Annotated in this window: 17 protein-coding genes and 1 pseudogene; 11 read left to right on the plus strand and 7 right to left on the minus strand. The window is 62.6% G+C overall.

Annotation, left to right across the window (positions count from 1 at the left end; translation table 11 throughout):
* Positions 1-9: 9 nt before the first annotated feature.
* The 4 genes and pseudogenes from ACFB49_RS05645 to hflX all read left to right on the plus strand — a co-directional run bounded on the left by ACFB49_RS05645 (position 10) and on the right by hflX (position 5,579).
* The gene (locus tag ACFB49_RS05645; protein ID WP_380877049.1) at positions 10-2,277 is read left to right on the plus strand and encodes an ATP-binding protein; all 2,268 of its coding nucleotides are present in this window, start codon (positions 10-12) and stop codon (positions 2,275-2,277) included.
* Positions 2,278-3,663 (plus strand): sigma-54-dependent transcriptional regulator, encoded by a 1,386-nt coding sequence (locus ACFB49_RS05650; protein ID WP_380877052.1) that lies wholly within the window; start codon positions 2,278-2,280, stop codon positions 3,661-3,663. It begins immediately after the preceding gene.
* A gap of 126 nt (positions 3,664-3,789) precedes the next feature.
* A pseudogene (hfq, locus tag ACFB49_RS05655) lies at positions 3,790-4,284 on the plus strand (RNA chaperone Hfq); the annotation flags it as partial.
* Positions 4,281-5,579, plus strand: a complete 1,299-nt coding sequence (hflX, locus tag ACFB49_RS05660; RefSeq protein WP_380877055.1) for a GTPase HflX — start codon at positions 4,281-4,283, stop codon at positions 5,577-5,579. The pseudogene hfq and the gene hflX, both read left to right, overlap by 4 nt.
* Here hflX and mazG read toward each other — a convergent pair.
* From mazG to alr, 4 genes are all read right to left on the minus strand, one after another.
* On the minus strand, positions 5,536-6,318 hold the full coding sequence (gene mazG / locus ACFB49_RS05665) for a nucleoside triphosphate pyrophosphohydrolase (protein ID WP_380877058.1): 783 nt from the start codon (positions 6,316-6,318) through the stop codon (positions 5,536-5,538). The genes hflX and mazG overlap by 44 nt on opposite strands.
* Positions 6,319-6,596: 278 nt before the next feature.
* Positions 6,597-6,944: a RidA family protein gene (locus tag ACFB49_RS05670; protein ID WP_380877061.1), complete on the minus strand. Its 348-nt coding sequence runs from the start codon at positions 6,942-6,944 to the stop codon at positions 6,597-6,599.
* Between the two features lie 25 nt (positions 6,945-6,969).
* Positions 6,970-8,229 carry a D-amino acid dehydrogenase gene (locus ACFB49_RS05675; protein ID WP_380877064.1) on the minus strand — a complete coding sequence of 420 codons (1,260 nt, stop codon included), beginning with the start codon at positions 8,227-8,229 and terminating at the stop codon, positions 6,970-6,972.
* Positions 8,226-9,365: an alanine racemase gene (alr, locus tag ACFB49_RS05680; RefSeq protein WP_380877066.1), complete on the minus strand. Its 1,140-nt coding sequence runs from the start codon at positions 9,363-9,365 to the stop codon at positions 8,226-8,228. The genes ACFB49_RS05675 and alr overlap by 4 nt, the downstream gene beginning before the upstream one ends.
* Positions 9,366-9,483: 118 nt before the next feature.
* Between alr and ACFB49_RS05685 the strand changes: the two genes are divergently transcribed.
* The gene (locus ACFB49_RS05685) at positions 9,484-9,969 is read left to right on the plus strand and encodes an Lrp/AsnC family transcriptional regulator (RefSeq protein WP_380877070.1); all 486 of its coding nucleotides are present in this window, start codon (positions 9,484-9,486) and stop codon (positions 9,967-9,969) included.
* Between the two features lie 281 nt (positions 9,970-10,250).
* On the opposite strand, the gene ACFB49_RS05690 is transcribed toward ACFB49_RS05685, so the two are convergent.
* Positions 10,251-10,679, minus strand: a complete 429-nt coding sequence (locus ACFB49_RS05690) for a GAF domain-containing protein (RefSeq protein ID WP_380877073.1) — start codon at positions 10,677-10,679, stop codon at positions 10,251-10,253.
* Here ACFB49_RS05690 and ACFB49_RS05695 point away from each other — a divergent pair.
* The 5 genes from ACFB49_RS05695 to purB all read left to right on the plus strand — a co-directional run bounded on the left by ACFB49_RS05695 (position 10,678) and on the right by purB (position 17,995).
* Positions 10,678-12,579, plus strand: coding sequence for a serine hydrolase (locus tag ACFB49_RS05695; RefSeq protein WP_380877076.1), 1,902 nt, complete (start codon positions 10,678-10,680; stop codon positions 12,577-12,579). The genes ACFB49_RS05690 and ACFB49_RS05695 overlap by 2 nt on opposite strands.
* Positions 12,580-13,179: 600 nt before the next feature.
* A complete protein-coding gene (locus ACFB49_RS05700; RefSeq protein ID WP_380879855.1) occupies positions 13,180-14,469 on the plus strand; it encodes a class I SAM-dependent methyltransferase in 1,290 nt (429 codons plus the stop codon).
* A 208-nt stretch (positions 14,470-14,677) separates the two neighbouring features.
* Complete coding sequence (locus tag ACFB49_RS05705) at positions 14,678-15,835, plus strand: hypothetical protein (RefSeq protein ID WP_380877079.1); 1,158 nt, start codon at positions 14,678-14,680, stop codon at positions 15,833-15,835.
* A gap of 42 nt (positions 15,836-15,877) precedes the next feature.
* Positions 15,878-16,378: a CAP domain-containing protein gene (locus tag ACFB49_RS05710; RefSeq protein ID WP_380877082.1), complete on the plus strand. Its 501-nt coding sequence runs from the start codon at positions 15,878-15,880 to the stop codon at positions 16,376-16,378.
* 303 nt (positions 16,379-16,681) lie between these two features.
* Positions 16,682-17,995: an adenylosuccinate lyase gene (gene purB / locus ACFB49_RS05715; protein ID WP_380877084.1), complete on the plus strand. Its 1,314-nt coding sequence runs from the start codon at positions 16,682-16,684 to the stop codon at positions 17,993-17,995.
* Between the two features lie 138 nt (positions 17,996-18,133).
* On the opposite strand, the gene ACFB49_RS05720 is transcribed toward purB, so the two are convergent.
* Positions 18,134-19,858, minus strand: a complete 1,725-nt coding sequence (locus ACFB49_RS05720; protein WP_380877086.1) for an acyl-CoA dehydrogenase — start codon at positions 19,856-19,858, stop codon at positions 18,134-18,136.
* A 52-nt stretch (positions 19,859-19,910) separates the two neighbouring features.
* On the opposite strand from ACFB49_RS05720, the gene ACFB49_RS05725 reads away from it, so the two are divergent.
* Positions 19,911-20,873: an L-threonylcarbamoyladenylate synthase gene (locus ACFB49_RS05725; RefSeq protein WP_380877089.1), complete on the plus strand. Its 963-nt coding sequence runs from the start codon at positions 19,911-19,913 to the stop codon at positions 20,871-20,873.
* Positions 20,874-21,185: 312 nt separating this feature from the next.
* Here the strand turns inward: ACFB49_RS05725 and msrA are convergent, their stop codons facing one another.
* Positions 21,186-21,728, minus strand: coding sequence for a peptide-methionine (S)-S-oxide reductase MsrA (msrA, locus tag ACFB49_RS05730; RefSeq protein ID WP_380877092.1), 543 nt, complete (start codon positions 21,726-21,728; stop codon positions 21,186-21,188).
* Positions 21,729-21,824: the final 96 nt, after the last annotated feature.

Here is a 21,824-nt window from a genome sequence, read left to right on the forward strand (position 1 = left end):
GATGCCACGATGCCAGCGTCGTCGGTTCCAACTCGCAACGAAGGTTCCGCCTGGATAAGGCGCGCCGGCCTGCTGACGCGCCGCCGGCTGATGCCGTTCATCGAGATGGCGACACTGGCCGCCGCCATCGCGATCGCCACCGTCAGCTATTTCATCATCACGGGTGGAGGGACGCCGGCGCGATTGCTGACGCCGCCGCTGGTGGCACTGCTGTTGGTTGCCAATCTGGTACCGGTGATGGCGTTGCTGGTGCTGCTGGCGCGTCGGATTGCGAAGGGCAGGGCCGCACGCTCCCCGGTTGGCGGCAATGGCCGCCTGCATGTCCGTCTGGTCGCCGTATTTTCAGTGATCGCCAGCGTTCCGACACTGCTGGTCGTGATCTTCGCATCGCTATTGTTCCAATATGGCGTCGAATTCTGGTTTTCCGATCGCGCGCGTACGGTTCTCGAAAATGCCGACAGCGTGGCCCAGGCCTATGTCGAGGAGAACAAGCAGCGCATCGTCGCGGACGTCGTCGCCATGGGCGGCGACGTGAATGGCTATGCCACCGAATTCGGAATCGATTCACCCCGCTTTGCCGAAGGCCTGGCATGGCAGGTATCGGCGCGAAATCTATCGGAAGCCGCAGTCGTGACCATCGGCGCCGATGGCACTCGACGGCTGATCGCAGGGGCCAATCTCGACGATCGACCGCTCGAACTTCGTTTGCCCGCGGCCTCCATTGCCGAACTGCGGCAGGGGCGCGCTCGTGTCGTCACCGATGCTGGCGATCGTGTGGAGACCGTGGTGCGTCTGGATCCGGAGGCGGAGGTCTATCTCTATGCCTCGCGCGGCGTCGATCCCACGGTGCTGCAGTCGGTGGCGCGGGCGAGAAGCGCGCGGGGCGACTATGCCTCGTTGCTCGCTCGGTCGCGGTCGCTGCAACTCCAGTTCAATGCGGCGCTTCTCGTCGTCTCGCTGCTCATTGTCGCAACGGCGATCTTTATCGCCCTGAAGGTGGCGGATCGACTTGTGCGGCCAGTTGCCGATCTGGTCGGCGCGGCGCGGCAGGTGGCGGCGGGCGATCTTTCTGCTCGGGTGACATTGCCACGATCGCATGATGAAATCGGCACGCTCGCCGCCGCGTTCAATCGCATGACGCGAAAGCTCGAGGAGCAGACGGGTGCGCTGGTTTCCGCCAACCAATTGCTCGACAACCGACGCGCACTCACCGAAGCTGTGCTGTCGGGCGTTAGCGCCGGGGTGATCTCGGTCGACGGCGAGGGGATCATTCGCCTGGTCAACCTCTCCGCCGCCGAACTCCTCAAGACCGGCGAGCAAAGCCCGGTGGGCCGGCCGATTTCGGATGTTGCGCCCGAATTCGGGGATCTGCTGGACGGTAAGGACCGCGAGGCCGTGATCCAGTTCGCCAGCGGCGGCGAACCCCGGACGCTCGCCGTCAAGCTGGTGCGTACCGACAATGGGCAGGTGCTGACCTTCGATGACATCACACAGCAATTGCTCGATCAGCGCCGCGCCGCCTGGTCGGATGTCGCGCGGCGTATCGCGCATGAGATCAAAAACCCGCTGACGCCGATCCAACTCGCGGCCGAGCGGCTCCAGCGCCGTTATGGCCAGGAAGTCCAGTCCGATAAGGCCGTGTTCGAGCGATTGACGGGTACGATCGTCCGGCAGGTCGGCGACCTTCGCCGGATGGTCGACGAATTCTCGTCTTTCGCGCGGATGCCGAAGCCGATCTTCCGGTCCGACTCCGTCGTCGATATCGCGCGTCAGGCGCTCTTCCTGCATGAGGTGGCGCATCCTGCGATCCGCTTCACGCTCGACGCGCCGGATCATGCCTTGATCATGGTCTGCGATCGACGCCAGTTGGGGCAGGCGCTGACCAACATCGTCAAGAATGCCGTCGAAGCGATCGACGCGAAGGGGGAGGGCACGCCCGGGGCGATCGTGATGGCCATCTCGGAAGACGGCGGGCGGCTTTCGATCAGCGTCGCCGACGATGGCATCGGCCTGCCGCCAGAACGCGAAAGGATCACCGAACCCTATATGACGACGCGCGCGCGGGGGACCGGTCTCGGTCTCGCGATTGTTCGCAAGATCGTCGAGGAACATTTTGGAACAATTACATTTTCGGATCGTGAAGGTGGGGGCACGGTGGTTGTCCTCGGCTTCGACTTGGCGATCCTGTTGCCGCTCGACCATGCCAATGATGTCGAACCTGCCGACCGTGACGCGGCGGCGCTTCCTGCCCTGACCCGCCAGAAAAGTGATGGATAAATGAGCCTGGACGTATTGATCGTCGACGATGAGCAGGACATTCGCGAACTGGTCGCCGGCGTGCTCGAGGATGAGGGGTATGAGGCGCGGACGGCCGCCGACAGCGACAGCGCGCTTGCGGCGCTGACCGAGCGGCGCCCTTCGCTGGTGCTGCTGGACGTGTGGTTGCAGGGTTCGCGCCTCGATGGGCTGGATCTGCTTGAGGAAATCAAGCGTCGCGATCCTTCCATTCCGGTGCTCGTCATTTCCGGCCATGGCAATATCGACACCGCCGTCGCCGCCGTCCGCCGCGGTGCCACCGATTTCATCGAAAAGCCGTTCGAGGCAGAGCGCCTGCTGCTGCTCGTTGCCCGCGCCACCGAAACCGAACGCCTGCGCCGCGAAGTCGCGTCACTCAAGGCGCAGATCGGGCAGGAGGACGAACTCACGGGCAATTCGGCGGCGATCAACACCATCCGCGCAACGCTGAAGCGCGTGGCACCGACGGGAAGCAGGGTGCTGATCAGCGGTCCTGCGGGCGTGGGCAAAGAGGTTGCGGCACGGCTGCTGCATATGTGGAGTCCCCGCACATCGGCTCCCTTCATCGTCGTGTCTGCGGCCCGCATGACGCCGGAGCGTGTCGAAGAAGAGCTTTTCGGGGTGGAGGAGGGCGGCGAACTTGTCCGTCCCGGCCTGTTGGAACAGGCCCATGGCGGTACGCTGTTTCTCGACGAGATCGCTGACATGCCGATGACCACCCAGGGCCGAATCCTGCGCGTGCTCACCGATCAGAGCTTTTCGCGGATCGGTGGCACCCGGACGGTGAAGGTCGATGTTCGCGTGGTTTCGGCCTCCGCACGCGATCTGGCGGTCGAGATCGCCGAAGGACGGTTCCGCGAGGATCTCTATTACCGGCTGAACGTCGTGCCGGTACATCTGCCGGCGCTCTCCGAGCGGCGCGAGGATATTCCGGCGCTGGTCGACCATTTCGTTGCGCGCTTCGCATCGGAGCGCCGCGTGACGACGCCCGCGGTGTCGCCGGAGGCGGTGGCGGCGCTCCAGACCTATGAATGGCCGGGCAATGTCCGCCAGCTTCGCAATGTCGTCGAACGGACCATCATTCTCGCGCCCGGCGATCGGCTGCGGGTGATTGATGTCGATATGCTGCCGCCCGAAGTGCTGAGCGATCAGGAACGGATCGTACCGGGCAATGCGGCCAAGTCGATCATGGGAACGCCGCTCCGGGAAGCCCGCGAGACGTTCGAGCGGGAATATCTGCGTGTCCAGATTCGACGCTTCTCGGGCAATATCTCCCGCACGGCCACCTTCATCGGCATGGAGCGATCAGCGCTCCATCGCAAATTGAAGACATTGGGCCTGGCCGATCCCAAAGATGGGGAGGAATGACGGCAAGAGAGGCATGGACCTCTCTTCGCACCTGCGGTAAGTCTCTCTAAGCCCGCGATCGGCGGGCGAGCACGACGCCGGCCAAGGCGCTCACGCGGGTAATGTCCCGCCACGAATCCGGAGACCGGACTTATGGCCGACAAGGTCAATAACCTTCAGGACATCTTCCTCAACACGCTGCGCAAGTCGAAAACCCCTGTCACCATGTTCCTGGTGAAGGGCGTGAAGCTGCAGGGCATCATTACCTGGTTCGACAATTTTTCCGTGCTGCTCCGCCGCGACGGTCAGTCGCAGCTGATCTACAAGCACGCGATCTCGACCGTGATGCCGGCCCATCCGCTCGATCTTTCGGAGATCGACAAGACGTTCGCCGAGGAGCGCAAGGCGACGCTGCTTCAGGAGATTTTCCTGAGCGCGGTGCGAAAGACTCGCGAACCGGTCACCATGTTCCTGGTCAATGGCGTGATGCTGCAGGGCGAAATCGCGGCCTACGACCTGTTCTGCATGCTGCTGCGTCGCGACGGCATGAGCCAGTTGGTATATAAGCACGCCATCTCGACAGTGCAGCCTGCAAATCCGCTCAATCTGAGCGGTGTCGACAATGATGCGGATGAAGATTGAGCGTATTCAATCGCGATGAAGACGACGGGCTGAGCCGCGGCGCCAAGGCGATCGTGGCTCTGCCCGATCGCGGCGGAGGCACGGGGCGTGACGCCGATGCTCGGCTGGAAGAAGCCGCAGGGCTTGCCGCCGCCATCGGTGTCGATGTCATCGAAAAGCTGGCGTTCCGCCTGCGTGATCCGAAGCCGGCGACATTGTTCGGTTCGGGCCAGGTGGAGGCGATCGCCACTGCACGGCGCATGGCCGATGCAGAACTGGTGATCATCGATGGCGCATTGACGCCTATCCAACAACGTAATCTGGAAAAGGCGCTCGACGCCAAGGTGATCGACCGTACCGGCCTGATCCTTGAGATTTTTGGCGAGCGCGCCGCGACGGCCGAGGGGCGGTTGCAGGTCGAACTTGCGCACCTTGATTACCAGGCGGGACGGCTGGTGCGGAGCTGGACCCACCTTGAGCGCCAGCGCGGCGGCTTCGGCTTCCTCGGCGGCCCCGGTGAAACCCAGATCGAGGCCGACCGTCGCCTGATCCGCGACCGGATGGCGAAGCTGCGGCGCGAACTGGAGCATGTCACGCGCACCCGCGGTCTCCACCGCGCGCGGCGCCAGCGCGCGCCTTGGCCGATCATAGCGCTGGTCGGCTATACCAACGCCGGCAAATCGACGCTCTTCAACCGGATGACCGGCGCAACCGTGATGGCGGAGGATCTGCTGTTCGCGACGCTCGACCCGACGATGCGACAGATCTCGCTGCCCGGCATCGACAAGGCCATTTTGTCCGACACGGTGGGTTTCGTGTCCGATCTGCCGACCCAGCTTGTCGCGGCCTTCCGCGCTACGCTGGAAGAGGTGACGGCAGCGGACTTCATCATCCATGTCCGCGATATCTCGCATCCCGACAGCGAAGCGCAGGCGGCGGATGTCGCGGCGGTGCTGGAGGAGATCGGTATCAATGGCGGGGAAGGGGGCGTCCCCGTCTTCGAAGCCTGGAACAAGATCGATGCACTGCCGCCGGAAGAGGTCGAGCGCGTGCAGGCGGAGGCTGCCCGTCGCGAAGATGTCGTCGCTATTTCGGCGCTTTCCGGGGCGGGCGTCGATAGTCTCGCCCGCACGATCGCATCACGGCTGACCGCAGGAAGTCGCCGTTACAGCCTGCTTGTCGACCCAGCCGACGGCAGCGCGATCGCCTGGCTGCATGCGCATGGCGAGGTGCTGTCGCAGGAATTGCAGGACGACAGGCTGGCGATTGAGGTCAAGCTGAGCGAGCCCGACTGGGCGCGCTTCCAGGCGCGCTGATCCCGCCGCGCTCAGCCGCCTTGGCTTGATCCCACAGCGCATCCTTACCCTCGAGATCGAGGCTTTCGAACCCGGCGCCAGCGATCGCCTCCATGGCGCGGAAGCGGCGTTCGAACTTGGCGTTGGCTGAGCGCAGTGCGGCCTCGGCATCGACGCCGTGATGGCGCGCCCAATTGACCACCGCGAAGAGCAGGTCGCCGAATTCCTCGGTCAGTGCTTCAGCGTCGGGCGCGGTCTGCACCTCTTCCAGTTCTTCGATGATCTTGGCGCGGGGGCCGTCGGTATCCGGCCAGTCGAAGCCGGTGCGGGCGGCGCGCTTTTGAAGCTTTTCGGCGCGGAGCAAGGCGGGCAGGCCGAGCGCGACGCCGGCGAGCGCCGATCCATCGCTGTTAACCTTTCTTTCCTCGGCCTTGATCGTCTCCCAGCCGGGGGAAGCGCTGTCGCCGAAGACGTGGGGATGGCGGCGGATCATCTTGTCACAGATCGCGGCGATAACGTCATCAATTGCGAAGGCGCCGCGTTCCTCGGCCATGCGGGCGTGATAGACGACCTGCAACTGGAGATCGCCGAGTTCGTCCTTGAGCGATGCCATGTCCTCGCGGGCGCAGGCATCGGCCACTTCATAGGCTTCCTCGATCGTGTAAGGGGCGATCGTCTCGAAGGTCTGTACCCGATCCCAGGGGCAGCCGGTTTCGGGATCGCGGAGGCGTTCCATGATGGCGACGAGACGATCGAGCATGGGACAAGCACCTGTTTTGGTCGAGTTTGGTTGGATCGCGACAAATCTGTTAGCGCCACTTTGAAATGAGACTCTCAAGCCAATTGCTTGGGAGCGCAACGCTTCAAGAAACCTCCATGCCACCACCGACGCGCGGATCAAAGCGCTGGCGGCGGTGGCGCTATGGAGCCCTGCGCATCGGTTTGATCGATCGTGGCCAGGACTCTCGATCAACGATGCCGTGCTTGTGGAGGCGGAAGCCTCCCGCCATCCTCCGACATGCAATCCGACCGAAGACGTCAGTCGAGCGCCGCGATGACGATGATCTCGACCTTGTAATCGGGCGTCGCCAGTTTCGACTCTCCGGTCGCCCGTGCCGGTGCATTGGCCGGATCGACCCACGCGTCCCACACCGCGTTCATCTCGCCAAATGTGGCCATATCAGCGAGCCAGATGGTGGCAGAAAGAATCTTCGACTTGTCGGTGCCGGCCTCGGCCAACAGATCGTCGATCTCGCGGAGCACCGCCCGGGTTTGAATGGTCACGCTTTCGCCCGGCGCGCCGACCTGACCGGCGAGATAGACGGTGTTGCCGTGAATGACGGCCTGGCTCATGCGGGGGCCAGCTTCAAGGCGGCGGATGGTCATCTTTATTTCCTTTCGGGTTGGGAGTTCAGGCTCTGCCATAGCGCGCGATCGAAAGATCATCGGTGTCGATCGCCGGCGCCTTGCCGCTGACGATGTCGGCGAGCACATGTCCGGAGCCGCATGCCATCGTCCAGCCAAGCGTTCCATGGCCGGTGTTGAGAAAGAGATTGGGAAGCGCAGTCGGTCCGATGACCGGCGTTCCATCGGGTGTCATCGGCCGCAGACCGGACCAGTAGCTCGCCGCCGCAATGTCGCCGGCGCCGGGAAACAGGTCTCCCACCGAATAAGCGAGCGTCGCGCGGCGGCGTTCGGGCAGGATATTATTGTAGCCGGAGATCTCGGCCATGCCGCCGACGCGGATGCGATCACCCAGCCGCGTGATCGCAATCTTGAAGGTCTCGTCCATCAGCGTTGAGACGGGCGCGCGCGCCGCATCGATGATGGGGACGGTTATCGAATAGCCCTTCACGGGATAGACTGGGAGCCCCATACCCAACGGTCGCACCAGCCGCGCCGAATGGCTGCCAAGCGCCACGACATAGGCGTCGGCGACAAAGTGGCCGCGGTCGGTCCGCACACCAATCACTTTGCCTCCTGCGGTCTCGATCGCCTCGATGTTCACGCCATAATGGAAGGCAACGCCCTTGGAGCCCGCCAGCCCGGCAAGGGCATTGGTAAACTTGAAACAATCGCCGGTCTCGTCATTGGGCAGACGCAGGCCGCCGGTCAATTTGTGCTGGACGCTGGCGAGGCCCGGTTCGACAGCAACGCAGCCGGCCGCATCGAGTATCTCGAACGGCACGCCGCCGGCGCGGAGCACCTCGACATCCTTGGCGATGCCGTCGAGCTGCTTTTGGGTGCGGAACAGCTGAAGCGTGCCCTGCATCCGCTCGTCATAGGCGATGCCGGTTTCCGCGCGCAGGTCGATCAGCCGGTCGCGGCTGAATTCGGCGAGGCGGACCATGCGGCCCTTGTTCACGGCATAGCGCGCGCTCGTGCAGTTGCGGAGCATAGCGAACAGCCAGCCAAGCATCTCGCGGTCGATCTGCGGACGCAGGATCAGCGGGGCATGTTCCATGAGCAGCCACTTGATCGCCTTTTGCGGAATACCCGGCGCTGCCCAGGGAGACGCGTAGCCCGGTGAGACTTCGCCGGCATTGGCGAAGCTGGTCTCAAGCGCCGGTCCGGCCTGTCTGTCGATGACGACAACCTCATGCCCGGCCTTTGCGAGATACCAGGCCGATGTGACGCCGATGACGCCACCGCCGAGAATTACAATCTTCATGCAGCCCTCGCTTCGGAGGCTCCGACGGTCTCGCAATAGCTGCGATGATAGCGCGCACCGAGGCTCGTCAGGATCTCATAGGAAATTGTACCTGCGTCACGCGCGAGCGTGTCGATCGATTGATTGGGGCCGATCAGTTCTATCCAGTCACCGGGGGCGAGTTCGCCTTCCGCCAGTTCCGTGACGTCGAGGGTAATGCTGTCCATGGACACGCGCCCCGCGATCGGCAGCCGATGACCGTTGAACCAGGCCGCGCCCCGATTGCCCAGCGAACGGGGCAGCCCATCGGCATAGCCGACGCCGATAGTAGCGACCCGGGACGGGCGTTCCGCGCTAAAGCTGAGGCCATAGCCGACCCCGCTACCCGCAGGAATATTGCGCAGCTGGATCACACGGGCCTCCAGGGTCACCACGGGACGTATCGGGTTCTCCGCCGCGTCATCGGGCGCGCCGCCATAGAGTGCGACGCCGGTACGGGCGAGATCGAAATGGAAGCCTGCCGTGAGGAATGCGCCGCCGGAATTTGCCAGCGATCGGGGTACGTTCGGAAAATGCTTTGCCAGTGCCTCGAAACGGGCGAGTTGCGCCGCATTCGCCGGATGATCGGGTGTGTCGGCGCAGGCGAGATGGCTCATGATGAGTTCCAGCGACACGTCTGATCCGAAGCGCGCGTCGGCGGCAAGTCCGATAGCTTCTTGTGGTGCGAGCCCCAGCCTTGACATGCCGGTATCCACCTGCAGAGCCGCACGCAGAGAGCGCCCCAAAGATCGGGCGATTTCCTGCCATCGGCGAGCTTGGTCCAGCGAATTGAGGACGGGGACAATATCGCTACGCGCGCAGGCCGTTTCACTGCCGGGCATCAATCCGTTGAGCACCCAGATCGTCGCAGCGTCGGGCAGGCAGGGACGCAGTTCAAGCGCCTCGACGAAATGCGCGACGAAGAAATTCCGGCAACCAGCTTCGAACAACTCTGGCGCGACCCGCGCAGCGCTCAGCCCGTAAGCGTTGGCTTTCACCACGGCGGCAAGGTGCGCGGGCGCCACGCGCGCGGCGAGCGTACTGTAATTTTCCACCAGCGCCCGCAGGTCTATCCGCAGCCGCCCTCCCGCAATCGCAGAGCCGTCATCGTCGAACATCGCTCTAAACCCTCCGGGACTGGAGGCTAGGCCATCATCGTTCGAAGAAATGGCATTTTGTTGATAGGAGATTTCAAAAATTCTCCTTCAGTGCAATAATATGCGTATCAAATGGAGAATGATTGTGTCACTTGACGCCATCGATCGCAACATCATCCGGTTGCTGCGTCTCAACGGCCGCATGCCCAACAGCGAATTGGCGCAGCAGGTCGGGCTGTCGCCGTCGGCGTGCCTGCGTCGAATAAACAATCTCGAGGCGAGCGGCGTCATCCGCGGCTATACCGCCATCGTCGCCGGCGCCGCGGATGAAGGCATCATCGCCATCGTCCGGATCACGCTGGAACGACAGACCGAAGCCTACCTTAACCGCTTCGAGGCCGCCGTCCGCTCACATCCCGAGATTCAGGAGTGCTTCCTGATGACGGGAGACGCCGACTATATCCTGCGCGCCTCCGCACCCAGCGCCGCTGCTTATGAGGCGATACATAAGGAAATCCTCTCCCGCCTGCCGGGCGTGGTGCGGATTCATTCCAGCATCGCGATGCGGAACGTGTTGCACCCGGTGAGCTCGTCGGGGCGATTGCATAGCGGTAAGGCCCGATAGCACGGTCTAGGGAATGCAGCGGGGGCGGGGGCCACCGCCATAGCCGACATCCATGCGGTGCGCGCTGTTTCGACCGCTATCGATCCGAATTGCGGGGGAGTTGATCGACAGACAATTGAGTCCGCTTTTCCCGGCGAGGGCATAGGGCGAGCGTGTCAGGGCTCGCGCCGTCGGTCAGACGCAAGCGCGGACCTGACCAGAATGCCTTTCTTGCGGTCCGATTTCCAAGGTGTTGAGAAAATGCAGGCGATTGGCGAGCGTTGCATCGCGATGCTGTCGCATCAGCCTGCGGATCGATCATCTGTAGAGAGCAATCGGCCGGCGGGTCGCGTTGCCATTCGGCGCTCGAGAATTTGGGCTACTCGATCAGCAAAGTCGCGCAACGTCGCCACGACTTCCGGCGTGCTCACTTTCCGGCGTGCAGGGTCGATGGCGCAAAGCGTGCCATAGAATTCGCCGTTCGACAGGAGGATCGGGAAAGAGGCGTAGCTCTTGAATCCATAGAGGATAGGGACGGGATGGGTGCGCCATTCCAAATCGATCGTCGCGTCGTCGAACACGACAGCGAGTCCGTTTCCGCGGATCTCACTGCAAATGGTGGTGGCGATTTGCAACTCGCCGCCGGGAGTCAGCCCGAATTCGATTTTGTCGAGCACCTGGCAAGCGATCCATCGGTCTTCGGTGACCCGCGCGACGGCGGCGAAACCCATGTCGGTAAGACGACATACATCCGCGAGTATCTCGCGAATTGCATCACTATCCCCGTCTACCACGGACTGTGCATTCAGGCTGTCCTGCATGCTCTTCGCTTGGAGCCCCGAGGGCGCAATGTCCAGCGTTGCCATTGGGCCAGCAAGGCAACGATATGAGGGTTGGCAGTTGTCGCCGCCATTCCGGTCGTTCAAGCCTGCGTCGGCGACGCCATCCAATAAAGTCCGCTCCAATCGGCATTGCCCAATATCTCCAATGACAGGACCATCCTATCCCATTACACCCGCATTTGATCATGAGGGGGAAGATATGGCTCAGACGATCGATCGACGTGAAATACTAAAATTCACCAGCGCAGGAGCTATCGCATCTTTCGCTCTTCCCGCCATCGCTGCCGACATCTATGACGATGCTTCCTGGCTAGACCCGCTGGTCGGACATTTCATGAATAGCTTCGATGTCCCCGGCTTCGGCATCACCATCCTCCGCCCCAGTAAGCCACCGATCGCGCGCGGCTATGGTATTCGCACCTTAGGCAAGACCGATAAGGTCGACGAGCACACGCTGTTCGCCATCGCTTCGAACAGCAAGGCCTTCACCGCCACGGCGCTCGCCATGCTGGTTGATGACGGCAAGGTCGAATGGGAAGCGCCGGTCACGCGCTATATCCCCGAATTCGCCATGAGCGATCCGGCGGTCACGGCGATGATGACGGTGCGGGATCTGCTGGTCCACAGCAGTGGTCTGCCGCTCGGCGCGGGCGACCTGATGCAATTTCCGGAAACCACCCATTCGATCGCGGATATCGTGCATGGTCTGCGTTACCTGCCGCTCGAAACGGGTTTTCGCACCCGCTACGCGTATGACAATGTCCTCTATATTGTCGCTGGCGAGGTGATCGCGCGCGCCTCGGGCATGAGCTGGCAAGATTTCATCGCGGCGCGTATCCTGAGGCCTCTCGGCATGGCCGATAGCGTCCCCGTCTTGTCGCGCATCCGTACCGCTAATGTCGCGGGACGCCACGCGCGACTTGGCCCGCCATTGCGCGGCATGGGGCCGATGCAACGGGTCGCGCCGGATGAACAGGACAAGATTGGCGCTGCCGGAGGAATCAACGCCAGCGCGTACGACGCCGCTGCCTGGCTGCAGTTCCAGCTCGATCGCGGCCGCCTCTCAAACGGAAAGCGGTTGTTCAGTGAAGCCCAGGCCGACGCCATGTGGACTCCGCGCACCTTGCTCAATGGCAACGGCAAAGGACCCGACCTGTCGAACCCGGGCCGGTCGGTGCTCGGTGCCTACGCATTGGGATGGGGCGTCCATGATTATCGAGGCCAGCGCCTCATTTCGCATTCGGGCGGGCTGACCGGGCAGGCCACCGAACATGCGCTGCTGCCCGACCGTGGCTTTGGTGTCGCAGTCTATTCCAATGTCGAGGAGCGGACCGCCCGCGCCTTGCGCAATGCGATCCTGGATCATTTGCTCGGCGCCCCCGCTTTTGACTGGGTCGCGGCACGTGCAAAGGATGTCGCGCAGGAGCAAGGCGAAGCGTTGAAGGAAATGGGCGCCGCACTGCGGACGCCACCGCCCGGCGGCCCCAGCCTCGCGCTTGACGTTTATGCCGGCCGCTACCGCGACCCATGGTATGGCGATGTGGTGGTCATGCGCACCGCGAACGGTCTTTCGATCGACTTCACCAGAACGCCCGCCTTCAAGAGCGCGCTTGAACCCTGGGGCAAAGATGCGTTCCGCACCCGCTTCGCCCCGGGTGTGGGCGAGGATGCCGTGGTCCAGTTCAAAATCGAAGCCGGCCGCATCTCGTCGGTCACAATGAAGGCGCTCTCTCCATTGGCCGATTTCAGTTTCGATTTTCAGCATCTCCAGCTGGTCCCGGTGCGGTAGATTCGAACAGAGGGGAGGCGTCATTGCAGAGGCAGCGATCCCTTGTTCGCCTTCGAGGCGCAGGCCATATTTGCCGCCGAACGGTTGCTGGGTTGACACCAATTTTCGCGCTCGGCTGACAACGCTGTTGAACCCGCTCGAGTGAGCGAGTGAGGCGGCCTTCGACAAGTCCCCAAAGCTGTCGCCCGTTCAGATTGAATGGGGCAGCTGGGCCCAAGCAGACGGCGGCGGCCTGAACGGTTCAAATCTGCCTAGGACTACTTGGTCTACATCCCGAGAATTGCGTGCGTTAACCGTTTCTTACCCGTTCTTGGGCGACGGACCCACGCCGCATATAGTTTCAATGCAAGGCATGGCCCGGTTGACCGCTGGAATTTGCAAGATTTGCCAAATCGCTCTTGCTGAGACGGGTTCTATTCAATTCACCGTCGCATCTCATCGGATTTGATCAACATCTCTTCGTTGATAGAAGCAGAAATCGCCGCCCGGGATATGCATAATGCTTTTGGTTGACAGTTCCCTTTGCTCCGCACGATAAAACTCAACTTCCTTGTATGGTGGCGTGCATGGTCATGGTTCGGAGCCTGGGGAGAAATGGCGATGTGGCTGCTCGACAAGATGTTGAGGAAAGTGGTCCGCACGGGCGAACTGATAATTATTGATTATGACGGCAAGGCATATCGCTACGGGCCGGGGTCCGATCATCCGATCCGCGTTCATCTGACCGACAAGGGGGCCAGCTTCCACATCGCCAAGGATCCACGGGTGGGTGCCGGCGAGGCTTATATGGACAGTCGACTGGTCGTTGAGCCGCCACACGATATCCGCGATCTCGTGCTCTTCATCACTGGAAACGGCAAAGGAGAGGGAAGGGCAAATCTTGGACCGCATGGAGCCTGGAGAAAGCTCGCTGTCCGCGCTGCCGCGCGTCTCGACAGCTACAATGATCGTCGCTCCGCTCGCCGAAATGCCGAGCACACCTATAATCTCACGCGCGAACTGTATGAGCTGTTTCTCGACGAGGACCGGCAATACACGATGGGATACCATCGCGATCCCGCGAATGGGTTGGAGCAGGCACAACTCGACAAGAAAGCTCATATCGCCGCCAAGTTGAACCTCGAGGCTGGGAAGAGCTCGGGCATGCGCGTGCTCGATATCGGCTGCGGCTGGGGTGGGCTCGCGCTCTATCTGCACCGCCATTATGACGTCGATGTGCTCGGCGTGGCGCTGGCGCCGGACCAGATCGAATTCTGCCGCGAACGAGCCAGGGCCGAAGGTGTGGCCGATCGGGTGAAGTTCGAGCTGATGGACTATCGCGATGTCGAGGGAGCGTTTGACCGGATCACCTCGGTCGGGCTGCTCGAACATGTCGGCAAGCCGCAATATCCTGTGTTTTTTCAGCATGCCCATAGGTTGCTCAAGCCTGACGGCGTCATGTTCTCGCATTGCTGCGGACGCGCGAAGGGGCCGGGCATGACCGACGCCTGGACACGGAAGTATATTTTTCCGGGAGGCTATATTCCGGCTCTCTCCGAGCTGGTGACCGAAAGCGAGAAGGCCGGCTGGCAGATCATGGATGTCGAGGCGATGCGCTTTCACTACTCGCACACGCTGGAGGAATGGTATCGCCGCACCCAGTTGCACCGTGAAAGGATCGTCGGTCTGTACGACGAGCGGTTCTACAGGATGTGGGAGTTCTATCTTGCCGGGGCGGAGCAGGCCTTCCGGCACGGCGGCATGGTCAACTGGCAGATCCAGTATGTGAAGCGGCGCGACGCCATTCCGATGACACGTGATTGCATGTACGAGGAAAGCGCCCGGCTGCGCGAAAGCGATATCGCCCCCGTTTGGCATCTGACCCCCGAAACGAAGGTTGCTGCCGAATAGACGGCCAGCGGCGACGTCTACCCACTTTCAGTCATTTCCCGCACGGGACTGCTGCCGAGATTTGCCGCTGCTACAGGCAGCGCTCGCAACTGCTTTGGGTGCGTGACTGAACCTCATTCCATTGCGAGGTCAGCCACAGCGCCGTTGCGGGAGCCGGCGGCGCGCTGTATCGTTGCAGGAGCGTATCATATGCGCACCGGGGTGGGCCATGCTCCTGGATCGCCGAGACATCATGCGAAACCTCGCCTTTTGCGGCGTGAGCGCATGGCTGTCTCGATCCCACTGGGCCGCAGCATCAGATGTGAAACGCTTCGGCCTGATCGCTTTCTCGACCAACGGGCTGACCGTGTCGGAGTACAAACTTTCCCAGACAATGCTCGCTGATGCGGGTCAGCTAAGCGGATATGAGCGCCTCGATCCGATCCGTGTCGCGGACATACCGGCGCCGATCAGAACCCCGCTGGTCCCTGGAGCTGATGAAACGACGGTTGCTTCGACCGCCGATATCATCGCTTCACGCGTCGACGTGCTACTCGCAAGGGGGATCTCACGCTCTGATATTATCGTACTGGTCTCTAGCGGGCTTGATGCGTTCGCCGGACAGCTGGTCGCGAAGTTGGGCGATATGCTGCGCCTTCGAACCGGCGTCGATCTCCACCTGCTCAGCGCGCGCGAGCAGGGACGGCTTCAGTTCGATTGGGTCGTCCCTCCTCGGCTACGCGGCCAAGTTTTCCAGCTGGAGATCGGTGGCGGCAATAGCCGGGGCGGCTTTTTCGACCATCCGGGAAGGGCGGGGCGCTATTTCGACGTCTCTGTACCTTTTGGGACAAAGACGCTGGCGGCGGCGGTAAAGGCGCGGTGGCCCGACGTGCGCACGTTCGATTTCCCGGCCCGCGCAGCGGAATATTATGCAGATGCTGTTTTCACCTCGCTGGCATCTCGACCGCAGGAGATCGCGGCAACGCTCAAGATGCCGGACGTTGTCCTGACCGGGAACATCGTCAGGGCTGCGGCGGTCATTCTGTATCCGCACGAGATCGTGGCAAATCGCCGGTGGATTGACTTCTCTCCTGATGCCTTTGCCCGGATGAGAAGTTTTGTCGAAGCAGGCACTCCCTACGGGATCGTCCCGGACGACCTGACGCAAACACAGCGCGCTTCCTTGCTCAAAATCCGATCGACGATCCGCAGCATATTCAATCCGCATCAGATTGCTGCAGGCGCGGCGCTCGCGGACGGGCTCTCACGACAGCTCATGTTCGCGAGCCGCAGGAAGATCCGGTACCCGATTGGAGCCAGCAATGGCTGGACCTCTCAATATCTCCTCGAAAATTTCAAGAAGGGCCGTCGCGACCGGACTGGATGAGGTCGAGCTATGGATAAAACACGATTGCTGAGAGGAGCGTTTGTGGCAGCGGGCGCCGCGTGCTCGTTGGGCAGCGCTTTGTCGGCGGCTTCACCGGACACGAGGCTCGCCGATTTCAAGGGGCGGGTGCTCGCCGTGCACAACGGGGAGCGCGCCTCGCTCGGGTTGCATCAGTTGATTTGGAGCGATGCGCTTGAGGCCAACGCATCGAAATGGGCTGCCCACCTCGCGATGCTGCCAGATCTGGAGCATGACAATTCGATCGATGTGGAGGGGGAGAATCTATGGCGAGGAACCAAAGGTTCCTACACCCCGGAAGATATGGTCGAACTGTGGATCGACGAGAAAAAGGCGTTCAATGGTCACGCCGTTCCCGATGCGAGTATCACCGGCGACTTTGAAGATGTGGGCCATTACACGCAGCTTGTGTGGAGCACGACAAGGCTCGTCGGCTGTGCCGTCGCCGATGCCACTGGCGGTGATGAGGTCATGGTATGCCGCTACATGGAGGGCGGAAACGTCGTTGGCGTAAAGCCGTTTTGAGGGCACAGTAGCTTGGTGTTCGCTTACCTGCGCCTCGGCACGATGCCCCTTGGGAACGATGCGCCCGACCGCACGCGCCGACATGTCGTTCATTCGACGATCAGGCCAAGCCTCTCGAAAATCAAAGTCTGATAATATACATTATGTAAAATATAGATTGGTTTCCGCGGTGGGACTATCCTGGGTCGAGACAGAGGAAACAAGCTCCCCCGCCGGAAATCTCGGCAGAAGGATCGCCGGATTTGATGCCGCGCGCTGCCTCTGCTAACCGCGCGACGAAATCCCCAACGCAGGACGCCCGGCATGATCCCCCGCTATTCGCGGCCCGAAATGGTCGCCATCTGGACCCCCGAGAACAAGTTCCGCATCTGGTTCGAGATCGAGGCCCATGCGACCGAAGCGCTGGCCGAACTCGGCGTCGTGCCCAAGAGCGCGGCCAAGGCGCTGTGGGACTGGTGGAAAACCAACCCGACCATCGACGTGGCCGCGATCGACGCGATCGAAGCCGTAACCAAGCATGACGTGATCGCCTTCCTGACCTGGGTCGCCGAGAATGTCGGCGACGAAGCGCGGTTCATGCACCAGGGCATGACCTCGTCCGACGTGCTCGACACCTGCCTTGCGGTGCAATTGGCCGAGGCGACCGACCTGCTGCTTGCCGACATGGACAAGTTGCTCGAAGTGCTGAAGCGCCGGGCTTACGAACATAAGCTGACCGCGACGATCGGCCGCAGCCACGGCATCCATGCCGAGCCGGTGACATTCGGCCTCAAGCTCGCCCAAGCCTATGCCGAGTTCGACCGCAACCGCACCCGGCTGATAGCGGCACGGGCCGACATCGCCACCTGCGCGATTTCCGGCGCAGTCGGCACCTTCGCGAATATCGATCCGAAGGTCGAGGCGCATATCGCTGAAAAGATGAATCTTTCTGTCGAACCGACCTCGACCCAAGTGATCCCGCGCGACCGCCACGCGATGTATTTCGCGACGCTGGGCGTGATCGCCTCGTCGATCGAGCGCCTTGCCACCGAGATCCGCCATTTGCAGCGCACCGAAGTGCTGGAAGCGGAGGAATATTTCTCGCCCGGCCAGAAGGGCTCGTCGGCCATGCCGCACAAGCGCAACCCGGTGCTGACCGAGAACCTGACCGGCCTCGCCCGCATGGTCCGCGGCTATGTGACGCCGGCGCTGGAGAATGTGGCGCTATGGCATGAACGCGATATCAGCCACTCCTCGGTCGAGCGTTATATCGGCCCGGATGCCACCATCACGCTCGACTTCGCCCTCGCCCGCCTCACTGGCGTCATCGACAAGCTGCTCGTCTATCCGGAGCGGATGGACAAGAATCTCAACAAGATGGGCGGACTTGTTCACTCGCAGCGCGTGCTATTGGCGCTGACCCAGGCGGGCATCAGCCGCGAGGATTCCTACCGCCTCGTCCAGAAGAACGCGATGAAGGTGTGGGAATCGGACGGCCAGCTCTCGCTACTGGAACTGCTCAAGGCCGATCCCGAGGTTTCGGCGAAGCTTTCCGCGAAGGAGCTCGAGGAGAAGTTCGATCTCGGCTACCACCTGAAGCATGTCGATACGATCTTCGATCGGGTGTTCGGCAGCTAAGACACCCCATTATCCCGTCATTCCAGCGAAAGCTGGAATCTCTCTCCGCTGTTAATCGCTACAAGAGAGGGAGATCCCAGCGTTGACCTACGGTCGACTTCTTCTCGCTGGGATGACGGATTGGGGCCGGGACGCGGCTCAGGCCGCGAACGCCTCCACTCCCACCGCATAGAGTGCCTCGGCCCCGGCCGTGGCGCCTTCGGCTAGGCCGATCGCCTCGGGCACGATCCGATCGAGATAGAAGCGGGCTGCGGCGAGCTTCATGGCGCGGAAATCCGGGTCGAGCCCCTCTTCCGCCTCGGCCGCCTCGGCCGCCTTGGCCTGCCGCGCCAGCAGCCAACCGCCGACCACGACCGACAGCATGGTTAACAGCGGATAGCTGCCCGCGAGGCGATCGTCCGCATTGGCACCCGCAAGACGCGCCGACACCAGCTCCACCGCATCGACCAGCGCCATCAGCCGGGCCTCTGCGGCCGCCTCGGTGCGAATGTCCGCCAGCAGCGCGGCGAACACCCCGCCCCCTTCCAGCCCCAGCTTGCGGCCGACCAGATCGGCGGCCTGAATGCCGTTGGTGCCTTCATAGATCGGCGTGATGCGGGCATCGCGGAAATGCTGGGCGGCGCCGGTTTCCTCGATAAAGCCCATGCCGCCATGGACCTGCACGCCGAGACTGGACACCTCGCAGCCGACGTCGGTGCCATAAGCCTTGGCGAGCGGCGTCAGCAGATCGAGCCGCGCCTGCGCCGCAGCGTCGCCGAGCCGGGCGCGATCGGCCTGCCCGGCGGCGTAATAAATGAGCGCGCGGGCGGCCATCGTCAGCGCCTTCATGCGGAGCAGCATCCGCCGGACGTCCGGATGCTCGATGATGGCGACGGGATCGCGCGATGCGCCCCCTGCCCGCGCCGACTGCACCCGCTCGCGCGCATAAGCCACCGCCGCTTGCGTCGCCCGCTCGGCCAGCGACACGCCCTGCAGACCGACATTGAGGCGCGCATTGTTCATCATCGTGAACATCGCCCGCATGCCGGCATGTTCGGGGCCGATCAGCCAGCCATGGCAATCATCCTGATCGCCGAACGAGAGGACGCAGGTGGGCGAGGCGTGGATGCCGAGCTTATGTTCGATGGATACGCAGCGGACATCGTTAACGGTGCCATCCAGACGAAATTTCGGAACCAGAAACAAAGAGATGCCGCGCGTTCCTGGCGGTGCGTCTGGAGTGCGGGCCAGCACCAGATGGACGATATTGTCGGTCAGATCATGATCGCCGAAGGTGATGAAGATCTTCGTGCCCTTGACCCGCCAGCTTCCGTCACCCGCCGGTGTCGCCTGGGTGCGGAGCGCGCCCACGTCCGATCCCGCTTGCGGCTCGGTGAGATTCATCGTCCCGTTCCATTCGCCGGTGATGAGCTTCGGCAGCCAGACTTCCTGCTGTTCCGCCGAACCATGGGTCGTGAGCGCCTCGACCGCGCCAGGGGTCAGCATCATGATCAGCGAGAAGGCCATGTTGGCGGTGCCGAGATCTTCGAGAACCGCGGTCGCCAAGGCGAAGGGGAGCCCCTGCCCGCCATGTTCCGGCTCGGCGGCGAGCGATCCCCAGCCGCCTTCGACATAAGCGCGATAGGCGGCGTGGAAACCTTCGGGCATCTTCACGCCATCGGCCGTCCATTTGGCGCCGATCGTATCGCCGGTGCGGTTCAACGGCGCGAATTCGCCCGCGGCGAAGGCCCCTGCCCCTTCGAGGATGGCATCCACCAGATCGGGGCTTGCGGCGGCGAAGGCTTCATGCGCGGCCAGTTCGTCGATGCCGACGACATGCTGCATCAGGAAGCGCTGCTCGTTGACGACGGGCGTGTAGGTCATCGCTCTCACTCGGTAGCTTGTATGTTTCCGCCGGCGGCTATAGCGCCCTCTCGTGAGCCAGCAAAACCCGCCGATCGAGACCGAAACCTGCCGCTACGGCACGGACGCCATCGCGCGGGCGGCGGATCTGATCCGGGCCGGCGATCCGGTCGCGATCGCCACTGAAACAGTTTACGGCCTCGCCGGCGACGCCACATCCGATTCGGCGGTGGCGCGCATCTACGCCGCCAAGGGACGGCCGAGCTTTAACCCGTTGATCGTGCATGTATCGACGCTGGAGGCCGCCGCGGTAGTGGCCGAACTCAGCCCGGTTGCCCTTGCGCTCGCCGATGCCTTTTGGCCGGGGCCGCTGACGATGGTGCTGCCGCTCGCCCCCGGATCGCCTGTCGCGCCGCTGGTGACGGCGGGTCTGCCGACCGTGGCGGTGCGAATGCCGGCACATCCTGCAATGCGGGCTCTGCTGGAAGCCGCCGATCGGCCCCTCGCCGCGCCCTCGGCCAATGCCAGCGGATCGATCAGCCCAACCACCGCGGCGCATGTCGCCGCCTCGCTCAACGGTCGTATCCCGCTGGTCGTCGATTCCGGCCCGACGGCGCGGGGCATCGAATCTACCATCATTGCCGTGGGCGACGAGGGTATCCGCCTGCTGCGCCCCGGCCCGATTTCACCGGACGAGATTGCCGAGGTCGCCGGTCGGCCGGTGATTGCGTCGGGATCGGATCGGATCGAGGCGCCGGGCCAACTCGCCAGCCATTATGCGCCGAGCCGACCGCTGCGGCTCGAAGCGACCGAGCGTCGCGACGGCGAATGGCTGATCGGCTTTGGCGCAATCTTGGGTGATGCTACGCTCTCCGCCTCGGGCGATCTGGTCGAGGCGGCCGCTCGACTGTTCGCCGCGCTGCATGAGGCCGATGCTTCGGGTCGCGCCGCGATCGCGGTGGCGCCCGTGCCGGACGAGGGCCTCGGGCTCGCCATAAACGATCGCCTCCACCGCGCCGCCGCGCCGCGCGATTGATGACGGAGCGTTCCAGGGGCGACATAAAATTCCTCCCCAAGCTTGCTTGGGGAGGGCGACTGCCCGAAGGGCGGTGGAAGGGCATGACGCAACGGTGGAATTACCCCTCCACCATGCTGCGCATGGTCCCCCTCGCCGAGACAAGCTCGGGGAGGAACAGAACGACGCTTCCCCCGACATAGCCGCGGTTTCGCGATCCAAACCGACGGGCGTTCACCATCGGAATTTACCCACACGGACTAATGCCCACACCGACTAAATAGCCATCATTTCGGCGAAAGTCGGGGTCTCATTTGACGTCGTTTATGGGGCTCACGCCTCCTGCCTCTTGAGCCGCGCGGCGTAGCTCTTGCGGAATTTCTGCAGTTTGGGCGCCACCACTGCCATGCAATAGGGGTTGGAGGAGCCTTCGCGCTCGAAATATTCCTGGTGATAATCCTCGGCGACATACCAGGGAGCAAGCGGCTCGATCGTCGTGACCACGGGCTTGTTCTGCTCTACTTGCGCGCGGGCGATCGCGGCGCGGGCTTCGGCTTCCTGCTCGGGCGAATGCGGGAAGATCGCCGAGCGATATTGGGTGCCGATGTCATTGCCCTGACGGTTGAGCTGGGTCGGATCATGGACATGGAAGAAGATGTCCAGCAGATCGCCGTAGCTGATCATATCCGGATCGAAATGGAGGCGAACCGCTTCGGCATGCCCCGTGTCCCCGCCGCAAACCTGCTTGTAGGTGGGATTTGCGGTCTGACCGCCGATGTAACCGCTTTCGACGGCGCTTACGCCCAGAACATCGTCAAAAACCGCTTCGACACACCAGAAGCATCCGCCCGCTAATGTCGCAAGTTGTTCGGCCACCGATATTTCCTTTCCGTCTTTCCGACGCGAAATAGTCATGCTTGCAGATTGATCAATGTCATTGCCGAAATGGCCGCGCTGCATCACTATGCAGAC

The organism is Sphingomonas sp. DBB INV C78, from assembly GCF_042693015.1.
GTDB lineage: Bacteria > Pseudomonadota > Alphaproteobacteria > Sphingomonadales > Sphingomonadaceae > Sphingomonas_E.

Excerpts from the sequence above, each read along its gene's own strand:
- ACFB49_RS05645 (WP_380877049.1), top strand. The coding sequence starts at position 10 with ATGCCAGCGTCGTCGGTTCCAACTCGCAACGAAGGTTCCGCCTGGATA.
- ACFB49_RS05675 (WP_380877064.1), bottom strand. The coding sequence starts at position 8,229 with ATGAAGATTGTAATTCTCGGCGGTGGCGTCATCGGCGTCACATCGGCC.
- ACFB49_RS05685 (WP_380877070.1), top strand. The coding sequence starts at position 9,484 with ATGATTGTGTCACTTGACGCCATCGATCGCAACATCATCCGGTTGCTG.
- purB (WP_380877084.1), top strand. The coding sequence starts at position 16,682 with ATGATCCCCCGCTATTCGCGGCCCGAAATGGTCGCCATCTGGACCCCC.
- alr (WP_380877066.1), bottom strand. The coding sequence starts at position 9,365 with ATGTTCGACGATGACGGCTCTGCGATTGCGGGAGGGCGGCTGCGGATA.
- ACFB49_RS05690 (WP_380877073.1), bottom strand. The coding sequence starts at position 10,679 with ATGGGTTTCGCCGCCGTCGCGCGGGTCACCGAAGACCGATGGATCGCT.
- ACFB49_RS05720 (WP_380877086.1), bottom strand. The coding sequence starts at position 19,858 with ATGACCTACACGCCCGTCGTCAACGAGCAGCGCTTCCTGATGCAGCAT.
- ACFB49_RS05700 (WP_380879855.1), top strand. The coding sequence starts at position 13,180 with ATGTGGCTGCTCGACAAGATGTTGAGGAAAGTGGTCCGCACGGGCGAA.
- ACFB49_RS05705 (WP_380877079.1), top strand. The coding sequence starts at position 14,678 with ATGCTCCTGGATCGCCGAGACATCATGCGAAACCTCGCCTTTTGCGGC.
- ACFB49_RS05695 (WP_380877076.1), top strand. The coding sequence starts at position 10,678 with ATGTCGGTAAGACGACATACATCCGCGAGTATCTCGCGAATTGCATCA.
- mazG (WP_380877058.1), bottom strand. The coding sequence starts at position 6,318 with ATGCTCGATCGTCTCGTCGCCATCATGGAACGCCTCCGCGATCCCGAA.
- ACFB49_RS05670 (WP_380877061.1), bottom strand. The coding sequence starts at position 6,944 with ATGACCATCCGCCGCCTTGAAGCTGGCCCCCGCATGAGCCAGGCCGTC.
- ACFB49_RS05650 (WP_380877052.1), top strand. The coding sequence starts at position 2,278 with ATGAGCCTGGACGTATTGATCGTCGACGATGAGCAGGACATTCGCGAA.